This is a genomic window from Mesorhizobium kamtschaticum, from assembly GCF_056174585.1.
In genome coordinates, this window is record NZ_CM149691.1 from 1,843,719 (window position 1) to 1,862,646 (window position 18,928).

An 18,928-nucleotide genomic window follows, 5' to 3' on the forward strand; every position below is an offset into this window, starting at 1 on the left:
CGAAGCGCGGACATCGGGACACATATCGACTGCGGGTCCCGATTTCAAATAGTGGCGGTCTTACTGTACCGTCTGGACGGTCTTGTCAATTGGGCCTAAGCTTGCGAAGGGAGGCGCCATGAGAGCCCAACGACCGAATTCGCGCGAGAAGATCCTCGCTGCGGCGGCTGATGTCGCCCGGGAATCCGGGCCCGGCAGCCTGTCGCTGGAAGCGGTGGCCAACCGCGCCGGCGTGTCTAAGGGCGGGCTGCTCTACAATTTCCCGACCAAGGCCAAATTGATGCAAGGGCTGGTCGAGGGCTATCTGCGCGATTTTGAGCAGGCGCTGGAAACCGCCAGCAGCAACGACGACGGCAAAAATCCACTTGCCGTCTATATCAGGCTGTCGGCCAATGATTGCGAGGAAAAGCAGCCCTCGGCCTCCTGGATCTTTTCGGCGATCGCCGAGGACCCCGATTTCATGACGCCGATAAAGACATTCAAGCGGCAGCTTTTCGAACGGCTGAAGGGCGAGGCGCCGGATCTGAAGTCGCTGCTGGTCTGTTATCTCGCCATAGAGGGGCTGCGCAGCATGAACCTTTTCGATTCAGACGTGCTGTCGAAGGACGAGCGCGAGCTGCTGGTCGCATCCCTGCTGGAGATCGCCAAATAGGCGGCACCAAGCCAAATAGGCGGCGTCAAGAATGACCCCTGTTACGGGCATTCAACCGACGGCGCGCTCGATATCCCGGCGCAGCACGATTGCGGTTGTCAGGTCCTCGACGCCACCGAGCGTGGCAATCAGGTCGCGCACTGTGTTGAGCCTGTCGATCGACGGCACCTCGACCTCGACGATGAGATCGAGCTGGCCGCTCACCGACGATACGCGCCGGACTTCCGGATAGCGCGCCAGCTGGTCGAGAATGCCGATTGACGGCGTGCGGATCAGCGTGACCAGCAGGAAAGCGCAGACCAGCCCGGCGTCCATCTGACCGATATCGGCCCGGTAACCCCTGATGACGCCGCTCTTTTCCAGCGAAGCGACCCGCTCGCTCGTCGCGCTGCGCGACAGGCCGATGCGCCCGGCAAGCGTCTTCAGCGGGATGCGGGCTTCCTTCGACAGAATGGCGAGAATGTCCCGGTCCTTGGCGTCCAGTTCTCTCATCACGGTAAGCTCCAAGCGGTTCCGTTAATGTGCCGGTCAATGCAGTCATTGTGCCGGCGCAACCGACGCTTTGCCGGATGCCCGATTTTTTGGCCCATGCCAAGCTTGGTCAAAGCAGATCCGGAATCCCGATGACCAACGTCTCATACCCAGCGCCTCAAGTCTCGCAGAACGAGGCCGTCAATATCGCAACGCGGCACTTCGGCATTGCCGGCAGTGTCACGCCGCTCGACAGCGAGCGCGACCGGAATTTCAAGCTGACCGCGCCGGACCATTCGCTGTGGATCCTGAAAATCGTCAACGCCAGCGAGCCGCTCGTCGAGAGCGAATTCCAGACGGCATTGTTCGATCATCTCGAGCGCAACAGCCCGGGTCTCGCCGTGCCGCGCCTGAGGAAGACGCTACAAGGCGCTTCGCTAGCTCATGCCAAGGGGCCTGACGGCGAGGATCATGCCGTACGCCTGGTGTCGTGGCTTCCCGGCCAACCTTTGGCCGAAAGCCGGACCACTCCAGCGCTGCTCGAGAGTCTGGGCGGTGCGCTCGGCCGGCTGGACCGCGCCCTGCAGGGTTTCATTCACCCCGGCGCGTTGCGGTCGTTCGACTGGGACATTCGCCAGGCGGGTGCTGCGCGGCAACGCCTTCACCATATCGACGACGATCAGGACCGCGCCCTGCTCGAACGGTTCCTCGATCATTTCGATGCCGTGGTGGCACCCCGGCTGCCGGTGTTGCGGGCGCAGGTCATCCACAACGACGCCAATGACTGGAATGTGCTCGTCGATCCGTCGATGCCCGAGCGTGTCGCAGGCCTCATCGATTTCGGCGATGCGCTGCACAGTGTGCTCATCGCCGAGGTTGCCGTCGCCTGTGCCTATGCCATCCTCGATGCCGAGGATCCGATCGGCGCCGCCGCACGGTTGACCGCCGGCTTCCATGCCGAATATCCGCTGCGGGAGGAAGAACTCGACCTGCTGTTCGACCTCATCGCCATGCGTCTCGTCACCTCGGTGACGCTGTCGGCCGCGCGCAGGGACCGTACCGCCGACAATCCCTATCTGTCGATCTCGGAGGTGCCGGCCTGGCGGCTGCTGCATCGCCTGGGCAGAATGAACCGGCGCTTCGCTACGGCGATCCTGCGCCAGGCCTGCGGCTTCGAGGCCGCTCCCGGTGCGCGAGCGGTGACAGGCTGGATCGCGGCAAACCGCGCACAGCTCGCGCCGATCCTCGACCGTCATCCGGCGACGCTTGCCAAGGCGCTGGTGCCTTACGGCGATCCTCAAAATCCGATGACGGTGACATCGGCCGCACAGCAGCCCGAGAAGGCGACTGCATGGTGGGATGCCTATTGCGCCGAGCATGGCATTGCGCTCGGCATCGGGCCGTGGGGTGAGGCCCGCACAGTCTACACCAGCGACATCTTCCAGTCGCGTTTCGTCGAGGGCGCACGCCGCGCCAACCATCTTGGCCTCGACCTTTTCATGCCGGCGGGCACACGGCTTTACACGCCGCTGGCCGCCACGGTCAGAAGTGTCGAGATCGAGGAGGATCCGCTCGGCTATGGCTGCCTGGTGGCGCTTGAGCATGCGCCGCCGGGCTGCCCACCCTTCGTGACCCTGTGGGGACACATGGCGCATGAGGCGGGACAGCGGCTGAAGGCCGGCGACCATCTGGAAGCAGGCGCGCTTGTCGGTGAAATGGGCACACCAGCCGAGAATGGCGGCTGGGCGCCGCATCTGCATTTCCAGATATCGACGGATACGAGCCTCGCCGCACGCGACATTCTTGGGGTCGGCGAGGAGCGTTATCTGGACGTGTGGAAGGAACTGTTTCCGGATGCCGCCGATCTCGCCGGCATTCCGCCGGAAACCTTCCGGCAGAGCGGCCGTTCCCGCCCCGAAATCGTTGCCGCGCGCAAGACGTCGCTGTTGCCCAATCTCTCCATTTCCTATTCCGAGCCGATCAAGTTCGTGCGCGGCGAGGGCGCCTGGCTGATCGATGACCGCGGCCGCGCCTATCTCGACTGCTTCAACAATGTCTGTCATCTCGGCCATGCCCACCCCGACGTCGTCGAGGCGATCGCGGGCCAGGCGGCCAAGCTCAACACCAACACGCGCTATCTGCACGACGCCATCGTCACCTATGCCGAACGGCTGACAGCGACGCTGCCCGCCGGCCTGTCGGTGGCATCCTTCGCCTGCTCCGGCAGTGAGGCCAACAGCCTGATGCTGCGCATGGCACGGACCCATACCGGCCGCAGCGAGGCGATCGTGCTCGACTGGGGCTATCACGGCACGACGCAGGAGCTGATCGACCTCAGCCCCTACAAATACAAGCGCAAGGGCGGCAAGGGGCGGCCGGCGCATGTGTTCGAGGCGACCATTCCCGACAGCTACCGCGCCCCGGCCGAATGGCCGATCGGCGAACATGCAAAACGTTTTGCCGAGAGCGTCGCCGAGCAAATCGCCGAGATGACCAGGCAAGGCCGTGCGCCCGGCCTGTTCCTGGCGGAATCGATCCCCAGCGTCGCCGGCCAGGTGTTCCTGCCGGAAGGCTATCTCAGGGAAGTCTACGCAATGGTGCGCGCCGCCGGCGGCATCTGCGTGGCCGACGAGGTGCAGGTCGGCTTCGGCCGTGTCGGCAGCCATTGGTGGGCTTTCGAAAGCCAAGGGGTGACACCCGACATCGTCACCATGGGCAAGCCGATCGGCAATGGCCATCCGATGGCGGCCTTGGTGACGACATCAGAGATCGCCGCCTCGTTCAACAACGGCATGGAGTATTTCAACACATTCGGCGGCAATCCGGTGTCCTGCGCGGCCGGGCTTGCGGTGCTCGATGTCATCGAGCGCGACGGGCTCAGGCGCAATGCGCTGGAGATCGGCAACTATCTCATGGCGCGGTTCAAGGCCTTGCAGGCCCGCTACGACATCATCGGCGATGTGCGCGGCCAGGGCCTCTTCCTCGGCATCGAACTGGTCGAGGACCGTAAAAGCAAGGCGCCGGCGACAGCACTTGCCCGCCGCATCAATGACGGTGTTCGGGCACGCGGCGTGCTGATCGGCACCGAAGGGCCGCATGACAATGTCTTGAAGATGCGCCCACCAATGATCTTCAGCCGGGCCAATGCCGACCATCTGGTCGGGGTACTCGACGAGACGCTGGCGGCGGTGCTGGCGGAAGGGGCTTAGGACAGATCGGCGCACCGCCTCGGCGGTCCGCGAGCAGACTTAACAACGCGATTTTCACGAACTTCCGGCGCTCCAGGCGCTGGCGGCAGGGGAGGCTTTTGCCTCATCAAGGGAGGAAACCATGAGACATGCATTGATCACCGCGCTCTTGTTGGCATCGGCCACGTTGGCCGTGCCGGCAAGGGCGGATACATTCGACATCGTCAAGCAGAGAGGCACGATCCTGTGCGGCGTCAGCCAGGGCGTGGCGGGTTTTTCGGCGCCCAACGACCAGGGCAAATGGAGCGGCTTCGACATCGACTTCTGCCGCGCGGTTTCGGCCGCCGTCTTCGGCGATCCCGACAAGGTGAGCTACGTCGCGCTGTCGACCAAGGAGCGCTTCACGGCGCTGCAGGCCGGCACCGTCGACGTCCTGTCGCGGCAGTCGACCTGGACCTTGTCGCGCGACGCCGGCCTGGGCATCCACTTCGTCGGCGCCGCCTATTATGACGGCCAAGGTTTTATGGTGCACAAGAACCTCGGCGTCGACAGCGCGCTCAAGCTTTCGGGCGCCACGGTCTGCGCGGAACAAGGCACGACCACCGAACAGAACGTCGCCGACTATTTCGCCGCCCACCAGATGAAATACGAGGCGGTCGTCATCGATTCCGCCGACAGCATCATCAAGGCGTTCGATAGCGGCCGCTGCGACGTCTACACCACGGACGCCTCGGCGCTCTATGCGCAGCGCCTGAAGCTGACCGATCCGGCGGCCTTTGCGGTGCTGCCCGAGATCATCTCGAAAGAGCCGCTCGGTCCGGCCGTCCGCAAGGGCGACGACAAATGGTTCGATATCGTGCGCTGGACGCTGTTCTCGCTCATCGAGGCGGAAGAGGAAGGTATCACGCAGGCCAATGCGGAAGCCTCGCTGAAGTCGCAGAATCCGGCGATCCGCCGGTTCCTCGGTGTCGAGGGCGACAACGGCAAGCAGCTCGGGCTCGACCCTGCCTTCGCCTACAACATCGTCGCCAAGGTCGGCAATTACGGCGAGATGTTCGAACGCAACCTCGGCCAGTCCAGCCAGTTGAAGATCGCGCGCGGCATCAACGCGCTGTGGAACGCCGGCGGCCTGATGTACGCGCCACCGGCACGCTGAGGCCTGAAAGCCGAACGCCTGTTGGTGCCGGCAGGAGGCGGTGTCTCCGGGCTCTTTGGTCGACCCTGTTCCCCCTGACCAGTGGGGCGGTGATGTGTACATCATCGCCCCTGCCACCGTTTCAACCTTGCTCAGAAATACGTGATAAAAACGTTTTTATTGTTCTTGAAAACGTTTTTATGCGATGCTACGGATGCTCACCTCAAGGGATAGCGACCATCCATGGCAGAGAACAGGAAACCTGAAGGCCGAGAGCTTTCGCCGACGATCAAGACATTGGCGGCCCACACCGGTTTTTCGATCGCCACTGTCTCAAAGGCCCTGCACGGTTCGCCCGTGGTTGCGCAGCAGACCAGGGACGCCATCGTCGCCGCCGCGCGGCATCTGGGTTATCAGGCGAACACCCGAGGCATGGCGCTGAGGACCGGCAAGACCTATCGGGCGGCGGTGTTGATGCCGATAACGTCCGCGGCCGGCTATGAATGGGACGGCGTTGAATACACTCAGATCCTGAGCGGCATAAGCCAGGCACTGGAAAACAGCGACTATCAGCTGTCCGTGCACGGTTTCCGGGATTTCGGCGACGCCTTCGACACGGCGCGGCGCATCGTCGATCAGAGCGCGGCCGACGGCCTGATCTTTTCCGGCGTGCAGGCCGACGATCCTCGTATCGACATGCTGGTCGAAAGCGATTTTCCATTCGTGTCGCTCGGCCGCTGTCGCAAGCCGCTCACCTATGCGCATGTCGATGTCGATAATGAATGGGCGGCGTTCACCGCCACGGCGCGGCTGATCGCGGGCGGACATAGACGTATTGCCCTGATCAACGCGGATCGCCGTCTTTCCTATGCCCTGGACAGGATCGACGGGTTCTCGCGTGCGTTTGACGAGGCAGGGCTTGCCGCATCGATGGACCTTGTGGCTGACGGCGATCTGTCGACCCGCTTCGGACGTGACAGCGCGCTCAGGCTTCTTGGCCTGCCCAGCCCACCGACGGCTTTGGTGTGCATCAACGAATCCACCACGCTCGGCGTCCTGTCTGCGCTGGGCAGCCTCGAGCGGCGGGTCGGGGTGGATATCGACGTCATCGCCTATGACGACATCAACGTCAGCGCCTACTTCACCCCGCCGATCACGACATTCTACCAGCCAATCGAACTTCTCGGCCGCAAGCTCGGGGAGTTTCTGCTGCGGCGCATGGCGGGCGAAGACCCGGCAAAGCTCGCCATGGTCTCGAGGCCCGAGCTCATCGGCCGACAGCCGGACAATCTCGGCGGACGAAACCGCCGCTAATCATCAAATGGGAGGAAGAGCATGAAGAAGATCCTGATCGGACTTGCGCTGGCGCTGTTGACGGCCGGCGCTGCCGGCGCCGCCGACCTCGGCGGCAAGGTGCTGAAGGTGGGTTCCGACACCACCTCGCCGCCAATGGAAAGCGTCGACACGGCGACCGGTCAGATCGTCGGTTTCGACGTCGATGTGATCAAGGCGGTCTGCGGCAAGATCAACTGCAAGGCTGAATTCGTCACCACCGGCTGGGACGGCATTTTCGCTGCCCTCGACCAGGGCAGCTTCGACCTGGTCGCCTCCGGCGTCTCCATCACCGAGGAACGCAAGAAGGCGATGGATTTCTCGGACCCCTACATCATCAACAGCCAGGCTGTCCTGATGCGCGTGGAAGACGAGGGCTTGTCCCTCGATGACTTCAAGGCGAAAGGCAAGAAGCTCTCGGCGCAAGCCAACACCACAGACTCGCAGGTCGCCGAAAGCATTGTCGGCAAGGACAATGTGGTCGCGTATGACAGCTTCGCGGCCTCCGTCATCGCGCTGAAGAACAAGGACGTGGACGGCGTTGTGATCAACGGCGCCAACGCCGCCGCATATGAAAAGGAATTCGCGGGCGAACTGGTGGTGCCGATCAGGAACCTTCAGTCCGATCCGCTGGGGCTGGTCTTCCGCAAGGGCGACGAGAATGTCGCCGCCTTCAATGAAGGACTGAAGGCGATCAAGGCCGACGGCAGCCTCGATGCGCTGATCGCCAAATACTGGGGCGCAAAATAACTGCTTGAACGCTCCGGCGCCTGGCGCCGGAGCATTCGTTAGGGGAGGACGGGACCGGATGCAGTTTCTGATGCGCCTGCGACCGAGCAATCTGATCATCGTCGCGGCATTGCCGTTCATCGTCTATCTCTTTGCTTCGTCGGTGAATTACCAGCGCTCGCTTCGCGCTATCCTCGGCGTTGAGAACGGCTCGTCGGCCTTTGTGCCTGGCTTCCTGATGCTGGCCGTCGCCTTTTTCGCCGGCCTTGCCGTGGTCGCGTTCTCGCGCGCTTCGTCGCGGTCGCATCGTCTTGCGGCGGTTGCCGCCGGGGTCAATCTTGCCGCCGCGGTGGTGCTGGCGACAACCGGTCTGGTCTATCCCTTTGTGGCATCGGTCGTGGCGAACGCTGTCGATCCGTTCACCTCCGATCTGGTGGTTCAGGGCGTTACGCCGCGCCGGTTGACAGATGCGGCCGACCTCATGGTGAGCGTCCAGGCCACACTCCTGTTGCGCGCCTATCTCGGCCTCACGGTCGTGATGCTCGGCGCGTTCTTCATCACCGCCCGTAACGGGACCGGCAACGCGGCGCACCGTTCTGCCCGTCTTGTGCTGGCGGGGGCGAACGGCGCCGGATTGGTCTTCATCCTGCTTTTCGCGCATATCGCATTCGCGGCGGGCGTTGCGACGACCATCCGCGCGGCCGTCGCGGCCTACCTGCTGGCGGCAATGATGGGGCTGCTGTGGGTTGGGCTCCTCAAGCTTAAATACAGCTGGCGGGCAGACCTGATCTGCATCGCGGCAACGATCCTGATGATCTGTGCCGCCGCGTGGTTCTTGCTTCAGCCGCGCGACAGCTATGTGCTCGTTGGGTCTCTTGCCGGCAAGGTCGCGGTCACGACCGGCACGCCGTCCGGGATCCTCGGCGCCGTCCGCTACGGGCAATTTCCCGGTGGCCCCGATACCGATGTGCCGCTGCGAACCTTTCGTGGCCCGCAGGAAGCGATCGATGCGATCGGCAAGCTCCCCGATGTCAGTGCTGCGCTTGTGCCGGCCGCCACAGCGCCGGGCAGGTTGCCGGTGCTGTGGCAAACGGAGGCGTTGAACGATCGCGACAAGGCGTTCTGCATCACGCTCGCGGTGCTGGCGATCGTGCTTGGCCTGCTGACCTTCGGCGGCCATATCCACCGCAGACATCCGCTCTCGATCGGGTCGGAATTCATCGTCGACACGATCCGTGGCATCCCGATGCTGGTTATCGTTCTCTATGTCGGCCTGCCGCTCGCCGGCGCGCTCAAGGACGCGACGCAGGGCGTGGTCGATCCGCCGAACCTGGTGCGCGGCATTGTCGCCATGGCGCTGGCCTATTCGGCCTATCTGGCCGAGATATTCCGCTCCGGCATCAATGCTATTCCGGCGGGTCAGATCGAGGCGGCGCACAGCCTCGGCCTCAATGGCTGGCGCACCGCCCGGCTGGTCGTGCTGCCGCAGGCCTTCCGCATCATCATCCCGCCGCTCGGCAACGAACTGATCGCCATCCTCAAGGACACGTCGCTGCTTTCGATCCTGTCGATCCGCGACATCACGCAGCGTATGCGGGAATTCCAGTCGGCAAGTTTCCTGCCGTTCGCGCCCTACAACTCGGCCGCCATCTTCTACATTTTCCTGACGCTGGCCGCGGCAAGCCTCGTCAGCACCATCGAGAGAAAATATGACATCAAGCATCGATAACACGCGCCGGACCCTCAAGGCCCGCGCCTCCGGTCTGACCTTTCCGCAAGGCTTCGTGTTCGGCGCCGCGACAGCGGCCTATCAGATCGAGGGCGCGCCTGACGCGGATGGCAAAGGCGAAAGCATCTGGGACCGGTTCTGCCGCGTTCCCGGTGTGATCGTCGACGGCTCGAGCGGCGATGTCGCCTGCGACCACTATCATCGCTGGAAGGAGGATATTGCCGTGCTCAAGGCGCTCGGTCTTGGCGCCTACCGTTTTTCCCTGGCATGGACGCGGCTTCTTGCGGAGGGTCGGGGCGAAGCCAACGCCAGGGGCATCGCCTTTTACGACCGGCTGATCGACGACCTGCTTCAAGCTGGCATCGAGCCCTATGCAACGCTCTACCACTGGGATCTTCCGCAGGCGCTGCAAGACCGTGGCGGCTGGTACAACCGCGAAACTGCCACCGCCTTTGCCGACTATGCCGGGCTTGCCGCCCGCAGTTTCGGCGATCGCGTCAAGAAATGGACGACGCTCAACGAGCCCTGGACCTTCTGCTGGTCAGGACACGCGACCGGCGAGGACGCGCCGGGATTGCGGGACGGCGTGAAAGGCGGCGTGGCCGCCAGCCATCATGCCTTGCTGGGGCATGGCCTGGCTGTTCCAGTCATCCGGGCCGAGGTGGTCGACGCCTCGGTTGGCATCGTCTTCGATCTCAATGTGGCGGAAGCCGCCACCGACGATCCGCGCGATGTCGATGCGACACGGCGCTTCGACGGCGCCCAGAACCGTTGGTTCCTCGACGCCGTCTTCAAGGGCGCATACCCGCAGGACATGCTGGCGCTCTACGGCGATCTGTTGCCGCCGATCCATGCGCAGGACAACGAGATCATCGCCGCGCCGGTGGACTATCTGGGCATCAACATCTACCGCCGCTCGGTGATCGCCGCGGGTGACGAACTCGCGCCGCTCAGCTATCGACGGGTGCAACCGGAAGGCATCTATTCCGCTGTCGATTACGAAATCTGGCCGCGCTGCATGTACGACATCCTGCACTATGTGAACGATCGCTATGCGCCGCCGGCAATCTACATTTCCGAGAACGGCGTCGCCACCACGCCGGAAAATGTTGGCGAAGACGGGCATGTCTGGGATGATTTGCGTGCAGCCTATTATGTCGACCATCTCGAACAGGTGGCCAAGGCGGCAGCGGAGGGCGTGCCGGTGCGTGGCTATTTCGCTTGGACACTGACCGATAATTTCGAATGGGCTTATGGCTATACGACACCCTTCGGCATCACCCATGTCGATTTCGCCACGCAGCAGCGCCGCATCAAATATTCCGGCGAGGTCTACGCCATGATTGCCCGGCAGGAGACCGTGGCGGTCGCCAAGAGCGCCTGACTTGGCCGGAGACGGGCAAGGCGGCCGCACGGTGCTCATAACGGGCGCCGGGCGCGGGCTCGGCCGCGAGCTGGCACGTCAATACGCCCAGCATGGCTGGCACGTGATCGCGTGCGGGCGCACGCGTCCGGCGCAAGGTTTCGAGGATGGAATCGAGTTCCAGCCGATCGATGTCGCCGATCCGGCTTCCATCTCCGACCTTGCCGTGCGTCTCACCGGCAGGCCGCTGGATGTGCTCGTCAACAACGCCGCCATCCGCAGCGCCATCCCTGGCCTGCACAGTTTCGCCCCGGATGAATTCCTGAAGCTCATGGCGACGAACACGCTCGGCCCGCTGTTGCTGGCGAGGGCGCTGCGACCGAACCTGGTGACGAGGCGGATGCGGACCATCGCCAATATCGGCAGCCGCGCCGGCTCGATGGCGGAAGGGCTGCTCGATGACTATGACGACGACTATGCCTACCGCTGCTCGAAGGCAGCGCTCAACATGGTCTGCGCCCAACTGGCGCAGGATTTGCGCGTCGACGGGATAATTGTGTTGTCGCTGCATCCGGGCTGGGTGAAGACCGATATGGGCGGCGATCAGGCGATGCTGGCGGCCGAGGACAGTGCGCGGGGCCTGCGCACGGTCATCGACAACGCAACGCTTGGGGATAGTGGCTCATTCCAGACATTCGACGGCATTCATATCGGGTGGTAGCCGAAGGGTCCCAGTCCATGCTGAATACCCCCCAGGATCTTAGCGCGACGCCGTCTTTTCGAGCGCCGCTGCCGGCAGGGCTTTGCCTGTCGAGGGGTCGAACAAGCGAAGTGCTGTTTCATCGAAGGTGAGGCCGCGCTTGTCGCCCTTGGCGACCTGAGACCTTGGCGGCAGGCAGGCCGTCAGCCGTTGCGTGCCGATCCGGGCCGTCGTGACCAGTTCGGGGCCGGTCAGTTCGACAACCTCGATCTCCACGGGCAGTGACAAATCCGTCGCGGCGCCGGTCGCGACGCGAAGGGCTTCCGGCCTGATGCCGACGACGACCGGAGCGCCTTCGCGCGCCGCGTTCGCATAGCGCGCCGGCAGAGGGATCCGCACATCGGACTCTGCGATGGCCAGCTTTCCCTCAGCGATCACTGCCTGCAGCATATTCATCGACGGCGCGCCGACAAAGCCGGCGACGTAGAGCGTAGCCGGCTCGTTATAGATTTCCTCCGGCGTGCCGAGCTGCTCGATCCTGCCGTCGCGCATCACAGCGATGCGTGTCGCCAGCGTCATCGCCTCGATCTGGTCGTGGGTGACATAGACGACGGTGGTCTGCAGCATCTGGTGCAGGCGCTTCAACTCGGTGCGCATTTCCAGGCGCAGCTTGGCGTCGAGATTGGACAGCGGCTCGTCGAAGAGGAAGACCTGCGGCTTGCGCACCAGCGCCCTGCCGATGGCGACGCGCTGGCGCTGGCCGCCGGACAGCTGGCTCGGTTTGCGGTCGAGCAAGGCCTCGATCTGCAGCAATCTTGCCGCCTCGTTCACTGCCTTTTCGCGTTCATCGGCGGCAACGCCACGCATCTCCAGCCCGAAGCCGATGTTGCGACGGACAGTCAGGTTCGGATAGAGCGCGTAGGATTGGAAGACCATGGCGATGTCGCGGTTCTTGGGATGGACGCCAAGGATCGAGCGGCCGCCGATCAGCACATCGCCGCTCGTCGCTTCGGCCAAGCCGGCGATGATGTTGAGCAGCGTCGACTTTCCGCAGCCCGACGAGCCGAGCAGCACCAGGAACTCGCCGCTCTGCAGCGCGATGTCGATGCCTTTCAGCGTTTCGACGCTGCCATAGTTCTTGCGGACGTTGCGGATTTCAAGCGCGCTCATGCATGGATCCCTCGAACTGCATCGGCCCGCCATAGTTGCGGGGCAGAGTGGAAATGGCGCGCGAGGCGACATGCGTCGCGGCGGAAAGGCAAGCGGACAGCGGCTGTTCCTGGGCGAGGGTGGCGAGGAAGGCGGCGTTGAAAACATCGCCGGCGCCGATCGTGTCGACGACGCGGACATCGGGCGCCACGGCTTCGACAAGCGCCCCATCCGGGCCGATGGCGATGGCGCCGCGTGGCCCGCGCTTGACGACAAAGGTTGCGCCTTGCCGCATGCTGGAGCGGATCTCGCGCGCGGCCTCGATCGGATTCGGCATTCCCGCCAGGGTCACCGTCTCCACTTCGTTGAACAGCGCCAGCGCGCAGCGCGAAAGCCATGCGCGCGTGGCGACGCAATTGGCCTCGGTCCAGCCATCGATCGGCCAGCCTGTGTCGAGCGCGACGGCGATGCCGTGGCTGTCCGCCCAGTCGAAGAACCCATCGTAATCGCGAGCGAGGTCGTCGGTCAGGAAAGAGCCGCACAACAGCGCATAGCCGCCAGAGAGCGCGTTGCCATCGAGGACGGACAAGACGTCTGCAAGGTTGAAACGCGGCAGGTGGCCGCGCGTGGTGAAGAAGGTCCGTTCACCATCTGGGTGGGTCATGCCGACGGACAGCGTCGTGCCTTCGGGGCGTACCGGCCATGTCTCAGCGCGGAGGCCGAACGCCTCGCGCAGCCAGTGGCCGAACTGGTCGTCGCCGACATTGGCTGCGATCTCGAAATCGACGCCCAGCGCCTGCCAGGCAAGTCCGGTGTTGCCGGCCTGTCCACCAACGCGCAATTCATCATGGTCGACGACGGTTTCCGTGCCCGCCTTCGGCCATGGCGCGACCGGGCCGACAATGAGGTCGACATTGACGTTGCCGATCACCGCAAGCGGACGCATCACTCGCTCCTAGTGATCTTGGTGGAGCGGAGAGGTGTGCCGGCATTGTCGACTCGGCTGTCGGCGAAGGCAATCATCAGGCGCTGCGCCACCGGTAGCATGGCGAAGATCGCGGCGAGACCCGAAGCCGGCTTGAAGGAGAGCGTGACGGCACCCGCGACCGCCGGTTGCGCGGAGGCGTCGAAGATGATGAGCGGCGCGCCGGCCTCGACGACGGAGGTGGCCATGGCGGTCACCAGCTCCGCGGTCGGATCGTTGCCGCGAAACAGGATGACGCCGATTTTTGGGCCGAACATCTCCATCGGCCCATGCCGCAACTGGCCACCTTCGAGGGAGAAGCATGGAAGTCGCGACAGCTCGGTGAGACCAAGCGCCAGCGCTTCGGCAACGCCTTGCAGGCGGCGGCCTGAGGTGACGATGGTCGTCACCTTCTCGAGCGCCGCGAGTGCCTGTGTGATGTCGTTGTCCTGTGGTTGATCCAGTGCCTCAAGGGCTGCCTTCGGGTCTTCGCCCAGCACGGCCAGGATGGCCAGGTGCAAGGCGAAGGTCACGGTCAGGCTGCGGGTCGCGGCGAAGGCCAGTTCGGTGCCGCCGGCGCCGACCAGGCAAGGCGCCGTTCGCGCCAGGAACGAGCCGCCTTCGAGCGTCAGGCCGAAAACATCGGCAGCGTTGCCGGCCTCCGCAAACCACCTGACGACCTCGGCGCTCTCGCCGGACTGGGAGGTGACGAGTACCGTCTTGCCGTTCAGCGGCACCGGCTGGCCGAGCTGTTCCGACAGCGGCAGCGCCAGCGCATCGATACCGTGCGCGCGATAGAGCGGCTCGACGGCGCGCCCGACCGCATGCGAGCCACCCATGCCGAGCAGCAGCAGACGGCCGGTCTTCCTGATCGAGGCGGCGACCTCTCGCGCCATGGCAGCGTTGTTCTCGAACGAAGCACGCGCATCGGCATGCTGGCGTGCCATTTCGCGGTCGATGGCGAGCAGTCCCGCCGGTCGAATTTTTGTTGCAGTCATCATCATCCTTTCACACCGCCGCTGGTCAGGCCCGAAATCAGCGCACGCTGCATGACAAGGCCGATCAGCACCGGCGGCAAAGCGGCCAGCACACCGGCGGTGGCGATCAGCCCGTAGTCGGAAACACGACCGCCGGCCAAATCGGCGATGGCGACAGTCAAGGTCTTGGCGCGCTGGTCGGAGGTGAACAGCAGCGCATAGAAGAATTCGTCCCAGGCGAGCAGCACGGCAAACAGCGCCGATGTCGCCATCACAGGTGCGGCGAGCGGCAGCGTGATGATGCGCAGGGTCTGGAACAGGCCGGCGCCGTCGATCATCGCCGCCGCCTCGATCTCGCGCGGGATGGAATCAAAACCGGACTTCATCAGCCAGGTGGTGAAGGGCGCCAATATGGTCAGATAGACCAACGCCAGGCCGAAGACATTGTTGAGCAGCCCGAGATGCGACAGGCCCATATAGAGCGGCACGGCGAGCGCCACCGGCGGCAGCATGTAGGTGGCGATGACCATCGACAGCGACCAGCCGATCGCCGGCGTGCGCGACACCGCCCAGCCGGCTGGGATGGCCAGAGCGAGAGCCGCCAGCGTCGCCATGCCTGATATCTCCAGGCTGTTGCGCAGCGACGAGGTGAAGGCGGCGCCGGCGCTGTTTTCAGCCGTCGACAGTAATGTCTGATAGCGCGAGAAGTCGGCAACCTGCGGCCACCAGCGCAGCGGCTTGGCGGCAAGATCGGCGGCCGGCGAAATGCTCATGATGAACAGCCAGGCGATGGGCGCCAGGATGATAGCGGCCAGCAGCAGCGCGCAGGCATAGATGAAGATCGCAAAGGCGGGGCTCTTGCGTTCCATCAGGCGGCACTCCCGGCGGTCTTCCTCACCAGCGCCGCATAGGCGACGGCGAGCACCGTGACGAGCAAGGTGACGATCAGCGCCAGCGATGCGCCGGAGCCAGCGCGCTGGAAGGAGAAAGCTTCCTGATAGACGAGGATCGACAACGTGCGCGTGCTGTTGGCCGGGCCGCCACGGGTCATCACCCAGATGATGTCGAAGACCTTGAAGGCCTCGATGGTGCGCAACACCAGCGCCACCATCAGCGGGCCGGCGAGATAGGGCAGGATGACGAAGCGGAAGCGGTTGAACGGTCCCGCACCGTCGACCAGCGAAGCGGCGGTGATGTCGCGGGGCACCGCCTGCAAGGCGGCGAGCGCGATCAGCGCCACCAGCGGAAAGTTCTTCCAGCAATCGGCGACGATCAAGGCTGCCAGCGCCGTGCCCGGCTCACCCAGCCAGGAGCGGTAAGCGTCGATGAGATGCAGTTGCGTCAAGGCAGCGTTCAGCGCGCCATATTCGGGATTGTAGATCAACCGCCACAGCGTGGCGTTGACCACCGTCGGCAGCGCCCAGGGCAATATCATCAAGGCGCGCAGGACGGCGCGGCCGTGGAACTGCTGATTGAGCAGAAGGGCGGCGAGCACGCCGATCACCATTTCGGCGGCAACCGAAATCACCGCGAACAGCGTCGTGGTGACCAGCGTGCGCGAGAAATTCGAGCTCGACAGCATGTTGGTGTAATTGTCGAAGCCGACGTAATTGCCACCGGTGCCAACGAGCTTGGCGTCGGTGAAGGACAGGTTGACCGTATCGACCAGCGGCCAGCCGATGACGGCGACCATGACCACGAGCAGCGGCAGCATCAGCAACCACGCGCGGGTTGTCATCCAGGTGCTCGACATCGGAGCAGCCTCTCTCATTCATCGCGATTTCAGACATAACACGGGCGGCACTAGGCCGCCCGTATCGAGAACAAGACTACCTCAGAGACCGCTGTTTTTTGCGGCCGTGTTCAAGGCATCCTCAGGCGAGGACTGGCCGAGCAACGATTCCTGGATCGCCTGCTGCAGCGCCGTCGACAGCTCCTGGTATTTCGGCGTGGTCGGACGCGGATACATGGCGGCGAGGCCGAGCTTGGCGGCGGCAATCAGCTCTTCCTGGCCCTTGGTGACGGCTGGGTCGTCATAGGACGAAGCCCAGATCGGCAGCGAGAGCTTGGCATACTGGTTCTGCGTCGCCTGCGAGGTCATGAAGGTGGTGTACTTCCAGGCTTCGTCCGGATGCTTCGAGACCGCGGTGACGCCAAGGCCCATCGAGCCGTTGACGGCCGACACGTCGCTGATGCCGGTGACGCCCGGCGCCGGCACGACGCCGACCTTGCCCACGACCTTCGAGTCCTTCGGATCGTTGGCCATGTTGTACATGTAGGTCCAGTTCAGCGCGAAGGCGGCGTCGCCGTTTTCAAAGACCTTGCGCACGTCCTCTTCCAGGAATTCCTTGGAGTTCGGATTGGTGAGGCCGGATTTGTAGCTGTCGACCATGTATTTCAGCGCCGACAGGCCGCCGCCATTCTGGAAGTCCGGCTTGCCGTCCTTGAGGAAGTCGCCGCCATAGGCGCTGACCAGCGTGGTGTAGTCGCAGATCGCCGCTTCGGCCTGCGACCAGCTCCAGGCGATCGGCGTCTTCAGCAGGCCCTTGTCCTGGATGATCTTGGCCTGTGCGCCGAGTTCTTCCCAGGTCTTCGGCGGCGTCTTGATGCCAGCCTTTTCCAGGATTTCCTTGTTGTAGAACAGGTATTTGGTGTCGAGGATCCAGGGCATGCCATAGTACTTGCCGTCATATTGGACCGTGGTCCAGGCGCCGGGCAGCACGCCCTTCTTCATGTCGTCGGTGATCTTCGACGACACGTCGACCAGCACCTTGTTGGTGGCGTATTCGGCCGGCCAGATGACGTCAAACAGCACGACATCATAGCCGCCGCCCGAGCCTTGCGCGAGCACGGTCTTGTCGTGCAGGCCTTCATAGGGAACGAATTCGAGATTGACCTTGACGTCCGGGTTGGCCTTGGTGAAGGCATCCGTCATCGCGCGCACATCCGCCTCGCTGTAAGCGGCCTGCGCCATGAATAGCGCGTTGAGCGTCGTTTCGGCGAAAGCGTGGGGGACGAGCAGTCCTCCGGCGAAGACCGCGCCGACCAGTGTTTTGGTGATTGTCTTAAGCATCTACTTCTCCCATTTCCGGCGTTGATGGGCCGGCGATGCTGATATTTCGCATCGTCTTCCCGGATCCATGTCGCGTGACCTGATGGTTATCCGGCTGACCAGTGGCGACAGGCTGGGAGCCTTTGGCCATCTTGTTTTGGGGCATTCGGTTTGCATTAAGTCAACTCGCTTGACTTAATTAGTCGATCAATATTCTAATGGAGTCAAGAGGGGAAACGCCGGTGGACGACATCAGCCCGATCCGCGCCAAAAGCGGCACCAATCAGGAAGGCACCAGCGCGCACAATCGCCGGGTCATGATCGAGGCGTTGCGTCTCAATGGCGCCCTGTCGCGGGCCGACCTGGCGCGGGCGACGCAGCTCACCAAACAGGCGGTCTCCAACATCATCGAGGATCTCGAAAGCGATGGCCTGGTCGTCGCGCTCGATGCGGTGCGCAAGGGCAGGGGGCAGCCCTCGACGCCCTACAGGCTGGTGCCCGAAGGCGCCTTCGCCATCGGCCTGCATATCGACCGCCATCTGACGCGTGCGGTCGCCGTCGACCTGATGGGCAGCGTGTTGGCGCGGGCCGAGGCGAACCTGCCTTTCGATGAGCCCTCGAAGGGCGTCGAGATCATCCTCGAGCTGATCGCTGGTGTCCGTCGCGACCTGGCCGGCATTTCGGCCCAGTCGGAAAAACGGCTGGTCGGTCTCGGCGTTGCCATGCCGGGCCCTTTCGGACTGAAGGATTCCGACGACAAATGGATGATGCCGGCCTGGCAGAAATTTCCGCTGCTGGAGACGCTGGCCAAAGGCACGGGACTGAATGTCGGCCTGCAGAACGATGCCGCCGCCTGCGCAACGGCCGAGCGTATCGTCGGCGCGGCGCATGGCGTTGATCACGCGGTCTGCCTCTATGTCGGCTACGGCATCGGCGCCGGACTGATCCTCAACGGCGAGCTCTACAGTGGCGGCCATGGCAATGCCGGCGAAATCGGCATGGCGCTGCTGGCGCCGGCCGGTCCGGGGTCGACACCGCTCGAGCACCGCGCCTCGCTCGCCTCGCTCTACCAGCATCTCGGCCTCAACCCGGCGGACAGCGATATCTACGAACAGATGAACGCCCTGGTGCTGGCCGAGAATCCCAGGATGATGGCCTGGATCGATGGTGCAGCGCATGATCTGCGCTGGAGTGTGCATCTCATCGAAACGATCTTCGATCCGCAGACCGTGATCCTGACCAGCGGCGCGCCGGAAGCGCTGGCGCGCCGGCTTGTCGAGGCGATGCATCCGCTGCTGCCGTCGATCGCCGACTGGCCGGGCCGGACTTTGCCGCGCCTTCAGCTTGGCACCACCAATCCCTGGTCGATCGCGCTCGGCGCCGCGGCGGCGCCGATCAGCCGTGCCTTCGATCCGCTGTTCTCGGCGATACTGAAGACAAGCCCCGGTCCGGTGTAGCGGCGTCGAGAACCTAAAAGTGCGTCGCGT

General features: G+C 63.9%; 16 protein-coding genes. 9 read left to right on the top strand and 7 right to left on the bottom strand.

Going from position 1 to position 18,928, the window contains the following annotated elements; all coding sequences use genetic code 11:
• The first annotated feature begins 118 nt into the window (after positions 1-118).
• Positions 119-652: a TetR/AcrR family transcriptional regulator gene (locus tag AC0V7N_RS09070; protein ID WP_475456587.1), complete on the top strand. Its 534-nt coding sequence runs from the start codon at positions 119-121 to the stop codon at positions 650-652.
• Between the two features lie 51 nt (positions 653-703).
• Here AC0V7N_RS09070 and AC0V7N_RS09075 read toward each other — a convergent pair whose 3' ends face one another.
• On the bottom strand, positions 704-1,144 hold the full coding sequence (locus AC0V7N_RS09075; RefSeq protein ID WP_475456589.1) for an Lrp/AsnC family transcriptional regulator: 441 nt from the start codon (positions 1,142-1,144) through the stop codon (positions 704-706).
• 131 nt (positions 1,145-1,275) lie between these two features.
• On the opposite strand from AC0V7N_RS09075, the gene AC0V7N_RS09080 reads away from it, so the two are divergent.
• The 7 genes from AC0V7N_RS09080 (at position 1,276) to AC0V7N_RS09110 (ending at position 11,320) form a co-directional block, all read left to right on the top strand.
• Positions 1,276-4,332 (top strand): aminotransferase class III-fold pyridoxal phosphate-dependent enzyme, encoded by a 3,057-nt coding sequence (locus tag AC0V7N_RS09080; RefSeq protein ID WP_475456591.1) that lies wholly within the window; start codon positions 1,276-1,278, stop codon positions 4,330-4,332.
• Positions 4,333-4,453: 121 nt separating this feature from the next.
• Entirely contained in the window at positions 4,454-5,467 is a 1,014-nt protein-coding gene (locus AC0V7N_RS09085) for a transporter substrate-binding domain-containing protein (protein ID WP_496627797.1), read from the top strand.
• A 222-nt stretch (positions 5,468-5,689) separates the two neighbouring features.
• Entirely contained in the window at positions 5,690-6,760 is a 1,071-nt protein-coding gene (locus AC0V7N_RS09090; protein WP_475456593.1) for a LacI family DNA-binding transcriptional regulator, read from the top strand.
• A gap of 21 nt (positions 6,761-6,781) precedes the next feature.
• Positions 6,782-7,528 (top strand): transporter substrate-binding domain-containing protein, encoded by a 747-nt coding sequence (locus tag AC0V7N_RS09095; protein WP_475456595.1) that lies wholly within the window; start codon positions 6,782-6,784, stop codon positions 7,526-7,528.
• A 58-nt stretch (positions 7,529-7,586) separates the two neighbouring features.
• Positions 7,587-9,236, top strand: a complete 1,650-nt coding sequence (locus AC0V7N_RS09100; protein ID WP_496627798.1) for an ABC transporter permease subunit — start codon at positions 7,587-7,589, stop codon at positions 9,234-9,236.
• Positions 9,217-10,620, top strand: a complete 1,404-nt coding sequence (locus tag AC0V7N_RS09105; protein WP_475456599.1) for a GH1 family beta-glucosidase — start codon at positions 9,217-9,219, stop codon at positions 10,618-10,620. Before AC0V7N_RS09100 ends, AC0V7N_RS09105 begins: the two co-directional genes overlap by 20 nt.
• A 1-nt stretch (position 10,621) precedes the next feature.
• A complete protein-coding gene (locus AC0V7N_RS09110; protein WP_475456601.1) occupies positions 10,622-11,320 on the top strand; it encodes an SDR family oxidoreductase in 699 nt (232 codons plus the stop codon).
• Positions 11,321-11,359: 39 nt separating this feature from the next.
• Here AC0V7N_RS09110 and AC0V7N_RS09115 read toward each other — a convergent pair whose 3' ends face one another.
• The 6 genes from AC0V7N_RS09115 to AC0V7N_RS09140 all read right to left on the bottom strand — a co-directional run bounded on the left by AC0V7N_RS09115 (position 11,360) and on the right by AC0V7N_RS09140 (position 17,462).
• The gene (locus AC0V7N_RS09115) at positions 11,360-12,469 is read right to left on the bottom strand and encodes an ABC transporter ATP-binding protein (RefSeq protein ID WP_475456603.1); all 1,110 of its coding nucleotides are present in this window, start codon (positions 12,467-12,469) and stop codon (positions 11,360-11,362) included.
• Positions 12,456-13,394: a PfkB family carbohydrate kinase gene (locus tag AC0V7N_RS09120; RefSeq protein ID WP_496627799.1), complete on the bottom strand. Its 939-nt coding sequence runs from the start codon at positions 13,392-13,394 to the stop codon at positions 12,456-12,458. The genes AC0V7N_RS09115 and AC0V7N_RS09120 overlap by 14 nt, the downstream gene beginning before the upstream one ends.
• Entirely contained in the window at positions 13,394-14,416 is a 1,023-nt protein-coding gene (locus tag AC0V7N_RS09125; RefSeq protein ID WP_475456607.1) for an SIS domain-containing protein, read from the bottom strand. Before AC0V7N_RS09125 ends, AC0V7N_RS09120 begins: the two co-directional genes overlap by 1 nt.
• The gene (locus AC0V7N_RS09130) at positions 14,413-15,258 is read right to left on the bottom strand and encodes a carbohydrate ABC transporter permease (protein ID WP_475456609.1); all 846 of its coding nucleotides are present in this window, start codon (positions 15,256-15,258) and stop codon (positions 14,413-14,415) included. The genes AC0V7N_RS09125 and AC0V7N_RS09130 overlap by 4 nt, the downstream gene beginning before the upstream one ends.
• On the bottom strand, positions 15,258-16,142 hold the full coding sequence (locus AC0V7N_RS09135; RefSeq protein WP_475456611.1) for a carbohydrate ABC transporter permease: 885 nt from the start codon (positions 16,140-16,142) through the stop codon (positions 15,258-15,260). Before AC0V7N_RS09135 ends, AC0V7N_RS09130 begins: the two co-directional genes overlap by 1 nt.
• 81 nt (positions 16,143-16,223) lie before the next feature.
• Entirely contained in the window at positions 16,224-17,462 is a 1,239-nt protein-coding gene (locus AC0V7N_RS09140) for an extracellular solute-binding protein (RefSeq protein ID WP_475456613.1), read from the bottom strand.
• Positions 17,463-17,683: 221 nt separating this feature from the next.
• Here AC0V7N_RS09140 and AC0V7N_RS09145 point away from each other — a divergent pair, with 221 nt between their 5' ends.
• Complete coding sequence (locus tag AC0V7N_RS09145; RefSeq protein WP_475456615.1) at positions 17,684-18,898, top strand: ROK family protein; 1,215 nt, start codon at positions 17,684-17,686, stop codon at positions 18,896-18,898.
• Positions 18,899-18,928 lie beyond the last annotated feature (30 nt).

What these genes read in the sequence shown, in the direction of transcription:
- AC0V7N_RS09070 (WP_475456587.1), top strand. Translation starts at nt 119, where the DNA reads ATGAGAGCCCAACGACCGAATTCGCGCGAGAAGATCCTCGCTGCGGCG.
- AC0V7N_RS09075 (WP_475456589.1), bottom strand. Translation starts at nt 1,144, where the DNA reads ATGAGAGAACTGGACGCCAAGGACCGGGACATTCTCGCCATTCTGTCG.
- AC0V7N_RS09080 (WP_475456591.1), top strand. Translation starts at nt 1,276, where the DNA reads ATGACCAACGTCTCATACCCAGCGCCTCAAGTCTCGCAGAACGAGGCC.
- AC0V7N_RS09085 (WP_496627797.1), top strand. Translation starts at nt 4,454, where the DNA reads ATGAGACATGCATTGATCACCGCGCTCTTGTTGGCATCGGCCACGTTG.
- AC0V7N_RS09090 (WP_475456593.1), top strand. Translation starts at nt 5,690, where the DNA reads ATGGCAGAGAACAGGAAACCTGAAGGCCGAGAGCTTTCGCCGACGATC.
- AC0V7N_RS09095 (WP_475456595.1), top strand. Translation starts at nt 6,782, where the DNA reads ATGAAGAAGATCCTGATCGGACTTGCGCTGGCGCTGTTGACGGCCGGC.
- AC0V7N_RS09100 (WP_496627798.1), top strand. Translation starts at nt 7,587, where the DNA reads ATGCAGTTTCTGATGCGCCTGCGACCGAGCAATCTGATCATCGTCGCG.
- AC0V7N_RS09105 (WP_475456599.1), top strand. Translation starts at nt 9,217, where the DNA reads ATGACATCAAGCATCGATAACACGCGCCGGACCCTCAAGGCCCGCGCC.
- AC0V7N_RS09115 (WP_475456603.1), bottom strand. Translation starts at nt 12,469, where the DNA reads ATGAGCGCGCTTGAAATCCGCAACGTCCGCAAGAACTATGGCAGCGTC.
- AC0V7N_RS09120 (WP_496627799.1), bottom strand. Translation starts at nt 13,394, where the DNA reads ATGCGTCCGCTTGCGGTGATCGGCAACGTCAATGTCGACCTCATTGTC.
- AC0V7N_RS09125 (WP_475456607.1), bottom strand. Translation starts at nt 14,416, where the DNA reads ATGATGATGACTGCAACAAAAATTCGACCGGCGGGACTGCTCGCCATC.
- AC0V7N_RS09130 (WP_475456609.1), bottom strand. Translation starts at nt 15,258, where the DNA reads ATGGAACGCAAGAGCCCCGCCTTTGCGATCTTCATCTATGCCTGCGCG.
- AC0V7N_RS09135 (WP_475456611.1), bottom strand. Translation starts at nt 16,142, where the DNA reads ATGTCGAGCACCTGGATGACAACCCGCGCGTGGTTGCTGATGCTGCCG.
- AC0V7N_RS09140 (WP_475456613.1), bottom strand. Translation starts at nt 17,462, where the DNA reads ATGCTTAAGACAATCACCAAAACACTGGTCGGCGCGGTCTTCGCCGGA.